The following is a 17,112-nucleotide window of genomic DNA, read 5'->3' on the forward strand; positions in this document are numbered from 1 at the left end:
GCCGTGCTCTGTGAACCGGCCCACGCCCGTCAAAACCGATAACTTCTTCCTGCTGATCTTCCGTGCGTTGCGCCACCGTCGAGTGCCGATCGCATTGCGTATCGCCAGCCATAACGTCTTCCTCGTCGCACTGGCGCTGGTGATCTATGCCGGTGTCATGGGACTGCAGTTCAAGCAGGCCATGCATGAGCAAGCTGACGCCCTGGGACAGGCCCTGACTACACAGACTGCCACTTCGGCGACTGAACTGCTGGTGTCCAACGACATCCTCAGCCTCAACGTGCTGCTGGGTAACCTGGTGAAAAACCCGCTGGTGGCCCACGCCGCGATCTATAGCGTGGACAACCGCATCCTTGCCGAAGCCGGACAGCGCCCGAAAAGCGGCCTGCTGGGCGAAAGCGAGGGGCTATACGAGATCAAGATCACCTTCCAGGACGTGATCGCCGGGCATCTGCGCATCAGCCTGGACATGAGCCAGTTCCAGCAGCCGATGACCATCAGCCTGCAAAGCATGGGTATCCTCGCCGGTATCCTGCTGGCGTTGGCTCTGGCCCTGAGCCTGCGTCTGGGTCGGCACATCTCCACGCCGCTGCTGCAACTGCGCCTGTGGCTGCGTGATATCGATCCGTATACACCGGCCACTGACCGCCAGGATGAAATCGGTGATCTGGCCCGGCAACTGCGCACCTCCTTCGCACCGCCTGCCCCGGAGCCCGTACCTGAGCCGGAACCCGAGTACGAGGAAGAAGAGGACGATCACTTCGGCCACGCCGACGAGCACGATGAACCGGCCTTTGAAGTCCGTGACTTGCGCGACCCCGGCTTCGATGAAGCGCCGACGCCGCGCCCGGTACAAAAGCCTCTGGTGCCGCGCGCCCTGGTCGCCGACGAAGATGAAGAAGAAGACGATCACGATCCGTTTGCCGATCTGCGCGATCACTCAGCGCCGGTCGTACAGTCGCAGCGCACCGCCGTGGTCGACACCCAGCCACGTCACAGCGCTGTACTGGCCGTACAGTTAGGCGCCCAGGACCAGTTACGTCGTCTGCCACGGGCACGCCTGACCGATTTGCTGCAACGCTATCGCGACTGTATCGACCAGGCCGCATCGTTGTATGACAGCGAGCTGCACACCCTTAACGACGGCAGCACCCTGATGCTGTTCCACAGCCAGGACAGCGGCGACGACTACCTGACCAACGCCATCTGCTGTGGCGAGCTGTTGCGGGCCCTGAGCCATGCCTTGCAGATCGAAGTCGCTGACAGCGGCATTACCCTGCAACTGCAACTGGGCCTTACTCTGGGCGATGGTCTGTCTGGTCTCAGCCAGATCGACCTGCTGCTGACCGAAACCGCCCAGGATGCCCTGGCCTTGTCGCAACACAGCCGCAACCTGCTGCTGGTCGAGCGCAAGATCAGCGACGACAGCCTGATCCGCCAGCGCGCCCGCATCCGCCCCATCGCCAGCCCTGAAGGCGCCTGCTGCGTCGAACGCCTGATGGAGCCCTACCCGTCCATGCTGGAACGGCAACTGGCGCGCATGCACGAAGCACGCAAGGCCTGATAATCCCCGCCTGCCAAGCCCACAAACAAAAACACCCTGCCGAGGCAGGGTGTTTTGTTTGACGTCGCCGAATCGAATCTGGAATGTGCGACCGGCTTTAGCCGGGAAGGCGTAGGCAGGACTCACACACTTATATCGCCAGCCATACCGTCTTCCCGGCTAAAGCCGGTCCCACATGAAGAGCTGTGACAGTTGCGCTAGAACCTGAACACTTCCAGATCCGTACGAATTGGCGAAGCAATCGGGATCTTTGGTTTCTCAGGCTCTTTGGCCTTGGCTATCGGCGCTTTCTTCGGCTCTTCCACCGGCTGCCAGGCAATCGGCTTGACCGCGGCGCTGACCTGATCGGCCAAGCGCTGCAAGAGAATGCCCTGGGCCTTCACCTGGGAGGCAGAAGTACCGTTGTGGTTTTCCTGCAGGTGTACTAGACGGCTGTCGCGAACCTGGCCCTTGCGGTCCAGCAGGCGCCATTGGGCGTCGAGGATCGCCGGTTGTTGCGCACCGGAGTCCAGGCGGGTGATGGACAGGACAACCTGCACATCCGGAGTGAAATTGGCGACAGTAGGGGCCATGACCACACGCTGGCTATCCAGCTTCCACGACAGTTGTCGCAGCAGCAATTGATCAATGTCCGAAGACAGGCTACCCGCCCAGCGGCCATCCGGCGAAGCCGTCAGACTGCCATCGGGCTGGCGTTGCAGCAGGGTTTCGCGTTGCAGGTAGTCAGCGATGGCAACAGGGCCCAGCACTACGGCCAGCCCTGTATTTTTCGGTTGACCAGGATCGCCACTGTCGAGCTGATAAAGGGCGGTCGGTTGATGCATGCTGCAACCCGCAAGACCCAGAACGCTGGTCAGCAGCATGAGAAGAGGAAGGCGTAAAAGTTTCATCGTCCCGTCCAGATAGCTATTAAAATGCCATCATCGTGTATAAATACTGAATAAAAAACATACAGGCACTCAGCCATTGAAGTGCCGCATCACGTCATATCATCCGTGAATATGCGTCGTGACTCCAGCGATTAAGCACCGATCTTCGTAGGAAAACGAAGACCGATAGCTCTAATCTGCAATTATCCGGCGATTTCCACCAAGAGCGCGTCAACGCGCTGGAAGCCTCGGGGCAGTTTATTGCCGCGCCGACCGCGTTCGCCCTTGTAATGTTCCAGATCGTCAGGCTTGAGCGACAGGTTGCGCTTGCCCGCCTGCAGAACCAGAGTCGCGCCATCAGGAATCACCGCCAGATCGGTGACGTACTCTTCACGAGTGGCCACGCGTTCGCCGGGGATGCCAATGATCTTGTTGCCCTTGCCCTTGCCCAACTGCGGCAAGTCACTGATCTTGAACACCAGCAGACGACCTTCGGTGGTCACCGCGGCCAGCCAGTTCTGCTCACGGTCAGCCACGGGACGCGGCAGGATGACCCTGGCACCGTTCGGCAGGCTCAACAACGCCTTGCCGGCCTTGTTCTTGGCTTGCAGATCCTCGCCCTTGACCACAAAGCCATAACCCGCGTCGGAAGCGATCACGTACAGCGCGTCGTCGTCCGGCAGCAGCACGCATTCGAAGGTGGCGCCCGGCGGTGGTTGCAGCTTGCCAGTTAACGGCTCGCCTTGCCCCCGCGCCGATGGCAGGGTGTGGGCCGCCAGGGAATAGCTGCGCCCGGTGGAGTCGATAAAGACTGCAAATTGATTGGAACGCCCCATCGCTGCAGTCTTGTAGCCATCACCGGCCTTGTAGGACAGGCCGGTCGCGTCGATATCGTGGCCTTTGGCCGAGCGAACCCAGCCTTTTTCCGACAGCACGACGGTCACTTTCTCGTTAGGCAGCAGGTCATGTTCGGTCATGGCCTTGGCTTCAGCGCGCTCGACGATAGGCGAACGGCGATCATCGCCATAAGTCTCGGCGTCCTTGATCAGTTCGGTGCGCACCAGCTTCTTGAGCTTGGCTTCGCTGCCGAGCAGTGCCATCAGTTTGGCGCGCTCCTTGTTCAGCTCGTCCTGCTCATTGCGCAGCTTCATCTCTTCGAGACGGGCCAATTGGCGCAAGCGGGTATCGAGGATGTAGTCGGCCTGGATCTCGCTCAGCTCGAAACGCTCGATCAGGCGGGCACGCGGATGCTCCTCGGTGCGGATGATATGGATCACTTCATCCAGGTTGAGGTAGGCAATCAGCAAGCCGTCCAACAGGTGCAGACGACGCTCGACCTTATCGAGGCGGAATTGCAGGCGGCGGCGCACGGTCAGCACGCGGAATTCCAGCCATTCGACCAACAATGCACGCAGGTTTTTCAGCTGCGGCTTGCCGTCCAGGCCAATGATATTGATGTTGACCCGGTAGCTGGACTCCAGATCAGTCGTGGCAAACAGGTGCTGCATCAGCGCTTCGTGATCAACCCGGCTGTTCACCGGAATGATCACGATACGGCAGGGGTTCTCGTGGTCAGACTCGTCGCGCAGGTCGGCCACCTGGGGCGCCTTGGACGGTTTGGCCTGCATCAGCGCGGCAATCTGCTCAAGCACCTTGGCGCCCGACACCTGGTGCGGCAGCGAGGTGACGATGATGTCGCCATCTTCAACGTGGTACACGGCACGCATGCGCACCGAGCCCTTGCCGGTTTCGTACATCTTCAGCAGATCGGCACGCGGGGTGATGATCTCCGCTTCGGTTGGATAGTCCGGGCCCTGGATATGCTCAACCAGTTGTTCGACCGTAGCCTTGGGCTCGTCGAGCAGGCGCACACAGGCGGTGGCCACTTCGCGCAGGTTGTGCGGCGGAACGTCAGTGGCCATACCCACGGCGATGCCGGTGGTGCCGTTGAGCAGGATATTGGGCAGGCGCGCAGGCAATACCGCCGGCTCATCAAGCGTGCCGTCGAAGTTGGGCACCCAATCCGCCGTACCCTGCCCCAGCTCGCTGAGCAGCACTTCGGAATAGCGCGACAGGCGCGCCTCGGTGTAACGCATGGCGGCGAAGGACTTGGGATCATCCGGCGCACCCCAGTTACCCTGGCCGTCGACCAGTGTGTAGCGGTAGCTAAACGGCTGCGCCATCAGCACCATGGCTTCATAGCAGGCCGAGTCGCCGTGGGGGTGGAACTTGCCGAGCACGTCGCCGACGGTACGCGCCGACTTCTTGTGCTTGGAGTCAGCGTCCAGGCCCAGCTCGCTCATGGCGTAGATGATGCGGCGCTGCACCGGCTTGAGGCCATCGCCGATATGCGGCAAGGCCCGGTCCATGATCACGTACATGGAGTAGTTGAGGTAGGCCTGTTCGGTGAAGTCAGACAGTGAACGGCGTTCTACACCATCCAGGCTGAGGTCAAGGGAGTCGCTCATGCGGGCCTCATCAGTAGGTATTCGGGCGTGGCAGGCTGCTGCCGCGCCGGGTCTGTTCGATTGGTTTCAAACGGGCTCATCAACGCGCATCCCAGCCATCGGTGGGGGCGGCGAAACGCCAGACGATCGGGCGTTTCTCGCCATCGGCGCGGGCACCGAAATTATTGTCGATGCCGATCCAGGCACCCTTGTCGTCGATCACCAGAGCCTCGGTCAGGCCGTAAGGCTGATCGTAAAGACGCATGGGCTGCAGGGCTTCGTCAGCGAATGACCAGCAGCGCTCGATCACACCGGTTTGCAGTGTACGGCGACAGATGCGATAGGTTGCCCGTTCCAGGGTGAACAGTTTGTCGTGGTAGAGCATCAGGTCGGAATAATCCTGGGACACCTGCTTGCCGCCCAACTGCTTGGGCAGTTGAGTCTTGTCAGTATCCGTGTTCAGCACGCAACTGCCATCGCAGTGCCAGCCGCTTGCGTCATGCCGTATCGCCAGCAGGCCGCGTTCTTCGCGCTCCGCCGCCAGCCACAGGTGATCGCCCGCCGGGTTGACCGCAATGCCTTCGAAGATTGCATTGAAATGTTGCAGCATGCCCTTGGCCCGGGCCTCTTCTACCAGTGTTCTGGGCAGGTCAAGCCACTGCGGCGCGCCATCCACCGGCACCTTGAGCACCGTGGCGTAGCCTTCGCTGACCAGATAGCGATTGCCCTGGGCATCGCAGCTCACACCTTCGAAGTCCATCGCCCCGCCACGCATATAGGAAGAGGCTTTGGTCATGGAACGCAAAGTCAGGGGCAAACCGCTGTCCGGCACCGCTGGAATATCCAGATGATGGGCAACGGCCTTCCACACCGGCTTGCTCATATCGAGGCTGTAGAGCACCTCGTCGTCTCGATCGGAGACCGTCCACATGCTGCCGTTGCAGTAGGACAGGCCCGACAGGTTGCCGCCGGGCATGTCGTCGACGGCATGCTCGGACAGCAGCTTGAGCTCTTCCTGCACCACCATCGGCACGGCGAACACCGGGGCCATGACGACCAGCAACGCTGCCAGCCAGACTCGCATCAAGCCAGGACCTCGGCCAGATTGCCCTTGGATTCGAGCCAGCTCTTGCGATCCGGCGCGCGCTTCTTGGCCAACAGCATGTCCATCATTTCCGAGGTCTGCTCGATATCTTCCAGAGTCAACTGGACCAGACGCCGGGTGTTCGGGTCCATGGTGGTCTCGCGCAGTTGCGGCGGGTTCATTTCACCCAGACCTTTGAATCGTGTGACCTGAGGCTTGCCGCGCTTCTTCTCCGCCACCAGACGGTCAAGAATGCCATCACGCTCGGCTTCGTCCAGAGCGTAATAAATGTCCTTGCCCAGGTCGATGCGGTAGAGCGGCGGCATCGCCACATATACGTGACCGGCCAGGACCAGCGGGCGGAAATGCTGGACGAACAGCGCGCAGAGCAGGGTGGCGATGTGCAGACCGTCGGAGTCGGCGTCAGCGAGGATGCAGATCTTGCCGTAGCGCAACTGGCTGACGTCCTCGGCCCCCGGATCGACGCCAATGGCCACGGCAATGTTATGCACTTCCTGACTGGCAAGCACTTCACCACCGTCAACTTCCCAGGTGTTCAGAATCTTGCCGCGCAACGGCAGGATGGCCTGGAATTCCTTGTCCCGCGCTTGCTTGGCGGAACCACCGGCGGAGTCACCCTCGACCAGAAACAGCTCGGCGCGCATCGGGTCCTGCCCGGCGCAGTCAGCCAGCTTGCCAGGCAGTGCCGGGCCCTGGGTGATGCGCTTGCGCTCGACCTTCTTGCTGGCCTTGAGACGCCGACCAGCGTTGTTGATTGCCAGTTCGGCCAGTTGCATGCCCAGCTCGGCATTGGCATTGAGCCACAGGCTGAAAGCATCCTTGACCACCCCGGAAACAAAGGCCGCCGCCTCGCGGGACGACAGGCGTTCCTTGGTCTGGCCGGAGAACTGCGGCTCTTGCATCTTCATCGACAGAACGAAAGCAATCCGCTCCCAGACGTCTTCCGGCGCCAGCTTGACCCCGCGCGGCAGCAGATTGCGGAATTCGCAGAATTCGCGCATGGCATCAAGCAGGCCCTGGCGCAGGCCGTTGACGTGAGTCCCGCCCTGGGCCGTGGGAATCAGGTTGACGTAGCTTTCCTGCAGGCTGTCGCCGCCTTCTGGCAGCCACAGCAGCGCCCAGTCGACGGCTTCTTTATTACCGGCGAAGGAGCCGCAGAACGGCTCGTCCGGCAGACGCAGAAAATCGGTTACCGAATCCTGCAAGTAGGAGCGCAGGCCGTCTTCGTAATGCCACTCGACCTTCTCGCCGCTGGCCTTGTCTTCGAAGCTGACCAGCAGCCCCGGGCACAGCACAGCCTTGGCCTTGAGTACATGCTTGAGGCGGCTGACCGAGAACTTCGGTGAATCGAAATACTTGGGATCCGGAGCGAAATACACGCTGGTGCCGGTATTGCGCTTGCCGACCGTGCCGATCACCGCCAGCTCAGAGGCCTTGTAGCCGTCGGCAAAGCTCATTTCGTATTCGTTGCCATCGCGCTTGACCCGGACCCGGACCAGAGTCGAGAGCGCGTTGACCACGGAAATCCCCACGCCGTGCAGGCCGCCGGAGAACTGGTAGTTCTTGTTGGAAAACTTGCCGCCCGCGTGCAGCTTGGTCAGGATCAGTTCGACCCCGGACACACCCTCTTCCGGGTGGATATCCACAGGCATGCCGCGACCGTCGTCAGACACTTCCAACGAGTTATCGGCATGCAGGATGACCTGCACCGACCTGGCATGACCGGCCAGGGCTTCGTCGACACTGTTGTCGATGACTTCCTGGGCCAGGTGGTTGGGCCGCGAGGTATCGGTATACATGCCCGGACGTTTGCGTACCGGGTCGAGGCCCGAGAGGACTTCGATGGCGTCGGCGTTATAAGAGCTAGCGCTGGGATTGGCCATGGGGTCTCGTCATCAATGGTTCGTGAAATTTCAGCACTGTGGGACCGGCTTTAGCCGGGAAGGGGCCAGTATCTTCAATGCATCTGCATTGTCTGGCATAACGCCTTCCCGGCTAAAGCCGGTCCCACCGGTTCGGTTACAACTCAGGCGCAAACCCGGCAAAACTCAACACGGCAGGCAACTGCTCGGCAAACCCTTGGTAGCTATGATCGCCACCGGCCTGGATGCGCAGGGCACAGGCCCGGTAAAAGGCTTCGGCGCGCCGGTAATCCAAAGTTTCGTCGCCGGTCTGCAGCCATACCTGAGTGCGCTGCGGATCCTGCGGAGCCGGTACTTCCAGCTCGGCCAAGGCCTTGACGTGGTCGAGGGTCAGTTCCCAGCGCTCACCGGTATAGAGGTTTTCCTGGGGGCCAAGAAAGCCATCGAATAACTGGTGAGGATTGACCGCCGGATTGATCAACAGCGCCTTGAGGCCGTGGCGACGGGCCAAGTGAGTCGCATAGTAGCCGCCGAGCGAGCTGCCGACCAGCAGTGGCCGCCCCAGTTCTTCGATTGCGGCGTCCAGCTGGGCGATGGCCTGACGGGGATGATGGTGCAGTTCCCGGACCCGCAACTGCTCAGCCAAGCCTCGGGCCTGCATCAAGGCCGTGAGCTGAGTGGCTTTTTTCGACAGGGCCGAACTGTTCAGGCCATGGATATACAACAGGGTGGGGGTTTCGCCGGTCACGCCATGCACTCCCGAATTGTTCTGTGTTTGCGCAAAACCACGCAGTTTACAGGGACTCAGGGAGCAAGACTGCCTTTAATACATTTCGAATCGATGTGAGCTGGATAATTGTACGCCCTGTGGGACCGGCTTTAGCCGGGAAGGCTTATTCCCGGCTAAAGCCGGTCCCACAGTTTTGTACGCTGATCAGTAACCTTCCCCACCCAAATCCACCTCAAACGCAAAGCCGGTCACCCGGGAAATCCCGGTCTCCAGCCGTCCGTCGTCATGCAGACGCAACCAACGATAGCCGGGTGGCAGGTCATCGAGTTGAAAGTCCTCGCTGCCCGGCGCGAACTGGATGCAGGTCGAAGGCGATGCCAGCAGGCGTACGCCTTCGCGCACCTGATCGAACATCTGGTGAATATGCCCCCACAGCACCGCCCGGACCTGAGGGAAACGACCCAGCACGGCAAACAGCGCTTCAGGATTGCGCAGGCCGATGGGCTCCATCCAGGCGCAATCAATAGACACAGGGTGATGGTGCAGGCAAATCAAGTGATGACGCTGCGGCGCCTCGCTCAAGGCCTGGGCCAGAAGTTGCAACTGAGCATCCTGCAGATAGCCGGGCACCGAACCCGGCACTGCGGAATCCAGCAGGGTGATGCGCCATTGCCCAATATCGATCACCGGCTCAAGAAAGTCGCTTTGCTGTGCAGCTTCGGCCATCTGCGGCAATTCGTCGTGATTGCCCGGCAACCAGCGGACCGGCGCGGCAATCTGCGCGCTCAATTGGCGAAACGCCTGGTACGACTCGACGCTACCATCCTGGGACAAATCGCCAGTGGCCAGTATCAGATCAACAGCAGGTTGTTCGGCCAACACCGACTCAATGACTTTTTCCAGGCTCTGCCGGGTATTCATGCCCAGCAAGCGCCCGTCCGCCTCGGCGAACAGGTGGCTGTCGGACAGTTGGACCAACAGAACTGAAGTGTCTTTAGCGGATGCGCTCGACAATGGCCGTCTCCCAGGGCGATGTGCAACGATTATGGTTGCAAGGCCCTGGCACGGCAAACCCAGGAATGAGCGTCAGGTCTCAGTTGTGGATATCAACCAACGGCGATCAGCGAACCGGGCAGGACCGGCTTTAGCCGGGAGGAGGCCCGTCTGTATCAATGCATTTGCATTGCCTGGTAGATGGCTTTCCCGGCTGAAGCCGGTCCCCCAGAGTTGTTCCCGGTCGGTCAGGCGATCAACGCACCGCCTCAAACTCATGCCCGCATGCCAGGCAATGGCTCAGCCATTCGCCGAGGAACAGGTTCAACTGGGCCTTTTCATCCGGCTGGTGCATGTCGGCGTTGGGGTACGGATAGATGCCACGGAAGCGCCGGGCGTGCTCGGCGCCGATGACTTCGGCCATGCGCGCGTCGTGGTAGACCTGCACTTCCAGTTGCGGCACCGGCAGCCAGGGCAAGCTGTGTTCCTGACGGACTTGCAGGGTGGTGGTGTAGGGGCAGTCGAGCAGCACTTCGACGGCCAGCACGCCGAGCATCTGATCGCCCTGGGTAACGGCCACGCGGCGTGAGCGCTGTTCGTTGCGCATGTCCGGCAACAGACGCATCAGACGTGCGTAGTTGGCCTCGCAGGCAGCCTGCAGGCCAGCGAGATCGACACGGTAGCGTTCACGCAAGAGATTCACGACCATAGCCCCCTGACTTCAGTACGGTTCAACGCCAGCCATTGCAAGGCAATGATCGTGGCGGCATTGCATATTCGTCCGTCGCGCACGGCTTGCAGGGCATCGTCCAGCGCCCACACCGTCACGCGAATATCCTCGGCTTCCGCTTCCAGCCCGTGCAGGCCCCCAACCTCGGTTTCGCCGCGGGTTTCGCAGCGGCCTAGGTACAGATGCACGAACTCGTCACTGCCGCCCGGCGAAGGAAAATATTTGGTAATCGGCCACAAGGTTTGCAGCGTAAGACCAGCTTCCTCCTCTGCTTCGCGGCGAGCAACTTCTTCAGGCGGCTCGCCGTTTTTATCGATCAGGCCGGCCACCAGTTCGACCATCCACGGGTTGGCAGCCTTGTCCAGGGCGCCGACGCGGAACTGCTCGATCAGCACCACTTCGTCATGGCGGGCGTCGTAGGGCAGCACGCAGACAGCGTCGTGGCGCACGAACAGTTCGCGGTTGATTTCCCGGCTCATGCCACCGGCAAACAACTCATGGCGCAGGACCAGGCGATCCAGCTTGTAGAAGCCCTTGAAGCAGTTGTCACGCTGGCTGATCTCAACCTTGGTCGGGGTCGAACGGGTGCTGTCATTCATAGGGTTTCTCACTGCGGTGATCGTAGACTTCGCGCCATCCTAACGCGCATCGGCCTCGGTATGCAGCCCCCTGCCATTACACGGACTGGACGCCGGGGCCACAAAAGAACTCTAATCCGCCGGACGGCGAACCGATCACCGGATACGCAGTCAAACCACCTCGCGATACCGTCTCCATAGCCAAAGCCAAGGAACATCAATGTCGTTTTTGAGGATTACATCGCTGGTTGTGCTGGCCCTTGTGTTGGGCGCCTGCCAGAGCATTTTCCAACCCAACTACCGCACCCCGCTGGCAGTCCAGCGCGATGCCTCCGAAGTGATCAAGCCGGGCTGCACCAGCGCCGAATGCCCGTTGGTCAATATTGATACCGTGCACTTTGCCGATGAGCCGCAATTGGACGCCATCGTCGAGCGCACGCTGCTGCAACTGACCCGCAGCGACAGCGGTGGCCCGGTGCAGCCGACCCTCAAGGCTTATCAGGAGCAATTCCTGCGCGACAGCCAAGGCCATATCAACAGCTACTTGCAGGCCAAGGTACGCGAGCAGCATGACGGTCTGGTGGTGGTTGAGCTGTCCAGCTATCTGGACACCGGCGGCGCCCACGGCACGCCAGGCCGCGCTTTCATCAACTACTCGCGCCAGCAACACAAGGTGCTGACCCTGGCCGACATGCTGGTGCCGGGCCAGGAACAGGCGTTCTGGGACAAGGCGCAACTGGCGCATCAGGCGTGGCTGATCAGCGTGAAAATGGATCAGGACAGCCAGTTCCTGCAAACCTGGCCGTTCAAGAAGACCCCGCACATCGCCCTGACCTACGGCGGCCTGATCCTCAAGTATCAGGTCGACACCATCGCGCCCTACTCCATGGGCCACATCGAGCTGAAGATTCCTTATCCGCAGCTCAATGGCATCCTCAAGCCGGAACTGTTCCCCGGCCGCGGCTGAAGGCTTTACCCAGCATGAACTGCAACACGCCAGCCACAACCAGCGCTGGCAGTGTTGCACCCACGTTGGGGTAGAGATTGGCCAGCAGATGGTAGGTCGCCAGACCGCCCAGCCAGGCCAGCAGGGCCATGCCGTTCAACGCCGCGGCCCGGACCTGGGCACTGCGCCGACGCAGAATGAAGTGATCCACCAGCACTACGCCGAACAGCGGCGCAAACACCGAGCCGATCAGCAGCAGGAAATTCTGGTACTGCGCCAATGGCGCCAGGCAGGCGATCAGGGTGCAGATCACGCCAATGGCCAAGGCCAGATGCTCGACCTTGGCTTTCAACAGAATCCCGCTGGACACCGCCGCCGAGTGAATATCGGCAAAGGCGTTTTCCGACTCGTCGAGCAAAATCAGCAACAATGGAATACCCATCCCGGCACCGGCCAGAGCCAGCAGCAGGGCATTGGTCTCGCCACTCGGGGCGAACGCCAGGGTGTAGGCCACGCCCAGGCCCATCAGCCAGAAGTTACCGATGAAGAAGCCAAGCGCAGTACCGCCAAAGACGCCACCGGCGCGCTTGCCGAAGCGTGAGTAGTCGGCAATCAACGGCAGCCACGACAGCGGCATGGCGATGGCGATGTCGAAACCCACGGCAAACGGCAGCGAGCCATCACCGGCCTGCGCCCAGAGCGCTGCCAAATCAGCCTTGGCGAACAGGTTCCAGGTCAGCCAGATGCACGCCGCCAACAACAGCCAGATGCCCCACTTGCGCAGCACCTGCCGCACGAAAGTCAGCGGCCCGCTGACGGCCAGCAAGGTCGCGAGGGCACCGAAGATCAGTGTCCACAGCAGCGGATTGGCCCACAGGCTGCCTTCGGCAAACGCCTTGGCGCCAAGCAGGCTGGCGGCATCGCGCATGACGATGATTTCAAACGCGCCCCAGCCGATCAGTTGCAGCAGGTTCAGCACCGCAGGCAAGGCCGCGCCGCGATTGCCCAGGCTGAGCTTGAGCGCGGCCATGGACGACAGGCCCGTATCGCTGCCGATCACCCCCACCGCCGCCAGCAGCAGGACACCCACCAGGGTGCCGAGGACAATCGCCAACAACGAGCCGGACAACCCCAGGCCCGGCGCCAACAAGGCCCCGGTCTGCAAAACCATCAGGCCGATGCCGAGGGAGAACCACAGGGAAAACAGATCGCGCCCGCCGAAGACACGCTTGCCTGCGGGGACGGGGATATCGGGGGAATAAGTGCCGGGTGTGTTCATGTTGTTATCTCGGAGGAACAAAATTCTTTGGGTTGACGCAAACCTTGTGGGACCGGCTTCAGCCGGGAAGGCAATGGGGCAGACAATAGATATGTATCGAATGTACTGGCGCCTTCCCGGCTGAAGCCGGTCCCACAGAGTTATTTCAAATCAGACTTTTTGGTACAACTGACTACCTTCCTGCTTGAACCGCTCAGCCTGTTCGCGCATGCCCTCTTCCACCGACACGTCCAGCGCCTCGATCTTCTGATTGGCCGCGTATTCGCGAACTTCCTGGGTGATTTTCATCGAGCAGAACTTCGGCCCGCACATGGAGCAGAAATGCGCGACCTTGGCCGAGTCTTTCGGCAGGGTCTCGTCGTGATACGAGCGTGCGGTGTCCGGATCCAGGCCGAGGTTGAACTGGTCTTCCCAACGGAACTCGAAACGCGCCTTGCTCAGCGCGTTGTCGCGGATCTGCGCACCGGGGTGGCCCTTGGCAAGGTCGGCCGCGTGGGCGGCGATCTTGTAGGTGATGATGCCGGTCTTGACGTCATCCTTGTTCGGCAGGCCCAAGTGTTCCTTGGGCGTGACGTAGCAGAGCATGGCGCAACCGAACCAGCCGATCATTGCCGCCCCGATACCGGAGGTAATGTGGTCGTAGCCGGGTGCGATATCGGTAGTCAGCGGGCCGAGGGTGTAGAACGGCGCCTCATCGCAGCACTCCAGCTGCTTGTCCATGTTCTCCTTGATCAGCTGCATCGGCACATGGCCCGGGCCTTCGATCATGGTCTGCACGTCGTGCTTCCAGGCGATCTTGGTCAGCTCGCCCAGGGTTTCCAGCTCGCCGAACTGTGCTTCATCATTGGCGTCGGCAATCGAGCCCGGACGCAGGCCATCACCCAGCGAGAAGCTGACGTCGTAGGCCTTCATGATTTCGCAGATGTCTTCGAAATGGGTGTAAAGGAAGTTTTCCTTATGATGCGCCAGGCACCACTTTGCCATGATCGAACCGCCACGGCTGACGATACCGGTCACACGCTTGGCGGTCAGCGGTACATAGCGCAGCAGCACGCCGGCGTGAATGGTGAAGTAATCCACGCCCTGCTCGGCCTGTTCGATCAGGGTGTCACGGAACAGCTCCCAGGTCAGGTCTTCGGCCGCACCGCCGACTTTTTCCAGGGCCTGGTAGATCGGCACCGTACCGATCGGCACCGGCGAGTTGCGGATGATCCACTCGCGGGTTTCATGGATGTGTTTGCCGGTGGACAGGTCCATGACCGTGTCAGAACCCCAGCGAATACCCCAGGTCAGCTTGGCCACTTCTTCTTCGATGGAAGAACCCAGTGCGCTGTTACCGATATTGCCGTTGATCTTCACCAGGAAGTTACGGCCGATGATCATCGGTTCCAGTTCGACGTGGTTGATGTTGGCCGGGATGATCGCGCGACCACGGGCGATTTCCTCGCGGACGAACTCGGCGGTGATTTCCTTCGGGATACTCGCGCCAAAGCTGTGACCGGCATGCTGCTGCTTGAGCAGACCCGCAGCGCGAGCTTCCTGCAGCTTCATGTTTTCGCGGATGGCGACGTATTCCATCTCGGCGGTAATGATGCCCTGCCGCGCATAGTGCATCTGGCTCACGTTGGCCCCAGCCTTGGCCCGGCGCGGGTTGTGCACATGGGCGAAACGCAGGGCGGTCAATTCGGCGTCGTTCAGGCGCTGCTGGCCGAAGTTGGAACTCAGGCCCGGCAGACGCTCGGTGTCGTTGCGCGAATCGATCCACGGCGAGCGCACGTCGGCAAGGCCTTTGCGCACGTCAATCATGACGTTGGGGTCGGTGTACGGGCCAGACGTGTCATAGACGGTAACCGGCGCGTTAATCTCGCCGCCGAAGTCGGTCGGTGTGACATCAAGGGTGATTTCGCGCATCGGCACGCGGATGTCCGGGCGCGAACCCTGGACATAGATTTTTTGCGAGCGGGTAAACGGTTGTACCGATCCCGAGTCGACCTGGGCAGACTCACTCAAATGAATTGTGTTTTTTGCTTTTGTACTCATCACGGGCTCTCCAGACATCAGCGGCGGCTTGATTTGTCGGAGGGAGAACCTGAATGACGGACGGACGCACCTTGAGCAGTGCTGAATGACGAGCAGCGGAGAATTGTTCATTTTTTGAACAATCGACCCCGGACGGCACTCAAGAGGACTCGCCGGGAGACGAGAAATCTTGTTCCCTACGCAGGCGCTAACCTGATCAGGTTCAACGGGATCCGGATAACCGATCTCAGCCTCTTCGCAAGGCACCCCGACAAGAACGGGGCAAGTCTAGACTTTGCCGCTGCCAAAACGCCAGTCTTATGCTCAATCCTTCGATAAATGGCCGATATGCCGGATTGTTTGCAGGACAGCTCTGCCACTACACTCCCTAGCCTATTGCGGGCCAGAACAATTACGAACAGGGAATGCACCATGCTGCGCAAACTTTCATTGGCTGTCGCCGTGTCGTGTGCCTCCACCGGTCTGGCCTGGGCAGCCGAACTCCCCGCGCCGATCCAGACCGGACTGGTCAATGTCTACAACGAGGCGGTGAGCAACAACGCCGACCTGGCAGCCTCCCGCGCCGACTACGATGCGCGCAAGGAAGTCGTGCCCCAGGCCCGTGCCGGTTTGCTGCCGAACCTGTCCGCCGGCAGCAGCATCAATAACACCCGCACCAGCATCGATCGCCCGGACGTTACCGCGACCCGCAGCGGCGTGGTCTATCAGGCCACCCTGGCCCAACCGGTTTTCCGCGCCGACCGCTGGTTCCAGCTCAAGGCCGCCAAAGCGGTTAATGAACAGGCCGCCTTGCAGCTGTCGGCGACCGAGCAGAACCTGATCCTGCAAAGCGCCACGGACTACTTCTCGGTGCTGCGCGCCCAGGACAACCTGGCGACGGCCAAGGCCGAAGAAGCGGCGTTCAAGCGTCAGTTGGACCAGGCCAACGAACGCTTCGACGTCGGCCTGTCGGACAAGACCGACGTGCTCCAGGCTCAGGCTGGTTACGACACCTCCCGGGCCAACCGGATTGTGGCCAAGCAGCGGGTCGAGGACGCCTTCCAGGCCCTGGTAACACTGACCAACCGCGATTACAACGCCATCGAAGGTATCGTTCACACCCTGCCGGTGCTGCCGCCGACGCCCAACGACGCCAAAGCCTGGGTCGATACCGCCTCGCAGCAGAACCTCAATCTGCAGGCCAGCAACTACGCGGTCAGCGCCGCCGAAGAAACCCTGCGCCAGCGCAAGGCCGGGCATGCGCCGACCGTGGATGCGGTGGTCAGTTACAAGCGCGGCGACAACGACGCCCTGGGCTTCAGCAACCCCAACTACACCGGGCAGAACTATGGCGGCGACGTCGAACAACGCAGCATCGGCCTGGAACTGAATATCCCGCTCTACAGCGGTGGCCTGACCAGCTCGCAAGTGCGCGAAGCCTATGCGCGCCTGAGCCAGAGCGAGCAGCAGCGCGAAAGCCTGCGCCGCCAGGTGGTGGAAAACACCCGCAACCTGCACCGCGCGGTCAATACCGATGTCGAGCAGGTGCAGGCGCGCAAGCAGTCGATCATTTCCAACCAGAGCGCTCTGGAGGCCACGGAGATCGGTTATCAGGTCGGTACGCGCAACATCGTCGACGTGCTCGACGCCCAGCGTCAGCTCTATGCCTCGGTGCGCGATTACAACAACACCCGCTACGACTACATCATCGACAACCTGCGCCTGAAACAGGCCGCCGGAACCTTGAGCCCCAGCGACCTGCAGGACCTGTCGCATTACCTCAAGGCCGACTACAACCCGGACAAAGACTTCCTGCCACCGGACCTGGCGACCCTGGCGCAGAAGAACTTCGATAAGCCGGGCAAGCGATGATCGTCGAACCTACCCGGCAGATATAGAGACAAATGTGGGACCGGCTTCAGCCGGGAAGAGGTCTGTACAAACGACACCTGTCTATCGTCTGTGCGTTCTTCTTCCCGGCTGAAGCCGG

Annotated in this window: 13 protein-coding genes and 1 riboswitch; of the genes, 3 read left to right on the forward strand and 10 right to left on the reverse strand. The window is 61.0% G+C overall.

The window, feature by feature from the left end; all coding sequences use genetic code 11:
- Positions 1-10: 10 nt before the first annotated feature.
- Positions 11-1,564, forward strand: coding sequence for a histidine kinase (locus AC1Z24_RS28650; RefSeq protein ID WP_483743665.1), 1,554 nt, complete (start codon positions 11-13; stop codon positions 1,562-1,564).
- Between the two features lie 197 nt (positions 1,565-1,761).
- On the opposite strand, the gene AC1Z24_RS28655 is transcribed toward AC1Z24_RS28650, so the two are convergent.
- From AC1Z24_RS28655 to AC1Z24_RS28690, 8 genes are all read right to left on the reverse strand, one after another.
- Positions 1,762-2,454: a PqiC family protein gene (locus AC1Z24_RS28655; RefSeq protein WP_483743666.1), complete on the reverse strand. Its 693-nt coding sequence runs from the start codon at positions 2,452-2,454 to the stop codon at positions 1,762-1,764.
- 182 nt (positions 2,455-2,636) lie between these two features.
- Entirely contained in the window at positions 2,637-4,901 is a 2,265-nt protein-coding gene (gene parC / locus AC1Z24_RS28660) for a DNA topoisomerase IV subunit A (protein ID WP_483743667.1), read from the reverse strand.
- A 79-nt stretch (positions 4,902-4,980) separates the two neighbouring features.
- Positions 4,981-5,964 carry an esterase-like activity of phytase family protein gene (locus tag AC1Z24_RS28665; protein WP_483743668.1) on the reverse strand — a complete coding sequence of 328 codons (984 nt, stop codon included), beginning with the start codon at positions 5,962-5,964 and terminating at the stop codon, positions 4,981-4,983.
- Positions 5,964-7,868: a DNA topoisomerase IV subunit B gene (gene parE, locus AC1Z24_RS28670; protein WP_259104425.1), complete on the reverse strand. Its 1,905-nt coding sequence runs from the start codon at positions 7,866-7,868 to the stop codon at positions 5,964-5,966. Before parE ends, AC1Z24_RS28665 begins: the two co-directional genes overlap by 1 nt.
- 136 nt (positions 7,869-8,004) lie before the next feature.
- The gene (locus AC1Z24_RS28675; protein ID WP_483743669.1) at positions 8,005-8,595 is read right to left on the reverse strand and encodes a YqiA/YcfP family alpha/beta fold hydrolase; all 591 of its coding nucleotides are present in this window, start codon (positions 8,593-8,595) and stop codon (positions 8,005-8,007) included.
- 186 nt (positions 8,596-8,781) lie between these two features.
- Positions 8,782-9,591: a 3',5'-cyclic-AMP phosphodiesterase gene (gene cpdA, locus AC1Z24_RS28680; protein ID WP_483743670.1), complete on the reverse strand. Its 810-nt coding sequence runs from the start codon at positions 9,589-9,591 to the stop codon at positions 8,782-8,784.
- A gap of 235 nt (positions 9,592-9,826) precedes the next feature.
- The gene (locus AC1Z24_RS28685) at positions 9,827-10,279 is read right to left on the reverse strand and encodes a DUF1249 domain-containing protein (protein ID WP_259104420.1); all 453 of its coding nucleotides are present in this window, start codon (positions 10,277-10,279) and stop codon (positions 9,827-9,829) included.
- Positions 10,270-10,899: an NUDIX domain-containing protein gene (locus AC1Z24_RS28690; protein ID WP_259104419.1), complete on the reverse strand. Its 630-nt coding sequence runs from the start codon at positions 10,897-10,899 to the stop codon at positions 10,270-10,272. Before AC1Z24_RS28690 ends, AC1Z24_RS28685 begins: the two co-directional genes overlap by 10 nt.
- Before the next feature lie 199 nt (positions 10,900-11,098).
- On the opposite strand from AC1Z24_RS28690, the gene AC1Z24_RS28695 reads away from it, so the two are divergent.
- Positions 11,099-11,845 carry an RsiV family protein gene (locus tag AC1Z24_RS28695; protein WP_483743671.1) on the forward strand — a complete coding sequence of 249 codons (747 nt, stop codon included), beginning with the start codon at positions 11,099-11,101 and terminating at the stop codon, positions 11,843-11,845.
- On the opposite strand, the gene cytX is transcribed toward AC1Z24_RS28695, so the two are convergent.
- Complete coding sequence (cytX, locus tag AC1Z24_RS28700; RefSeq protein ID WP_483743672.1) at positions 11,814-13,103, reverse strand: putative hydroxymethylpyrimidine transporter CytX; 1,290 nt, start codon at positions 13,101-13,103, stop codon at positions 11,814-11,816. The genes AC1Z24_RS28695 and cytX overlap by 32 nt on opposite strands.
- 150 nt (positions 13,104-13,253) lie before the next feature.
- The gene (gene thiC / locus AC1Z24_RS28705) at positions 13,254-15,143 is read right to left on the reverse strand and encodes a phosphomethylpyrimidine synthase ThiC (protein WP_483743673.1); all 1,890 of its coding nucleotides are present in this window, start codon (positions 15,141-15,143) and stop codon (positions 13,254-13,256) included.
- Positions 15,144-15,299: 156 nt separating this feature from the next.
- Positions 15,300-15,403: riboswitch (TPP riboswitch) on the reverse strand.
- 151 nt (positions 15,404-15,554) lie between these two features.
- Here thiC and AC1Z24_RS28710 point away from each other — a divergent pair.
- On the forward strand, positions 15,555-16,994 hold the full coding sequence (locus AC1Z24_RS28710) for a TolC family outer membrane protein (protein WP_483743674.1): 1,440 nt from the start codon (positions 15,555-15,557) through the stop codon (positions 16,992-16,994).
- Positions 16,995-17,112: the final 118 nt, after the last annotated feature.

This window comes from Pseudomonas sp. JL23 (assembly GCF_056933585.1).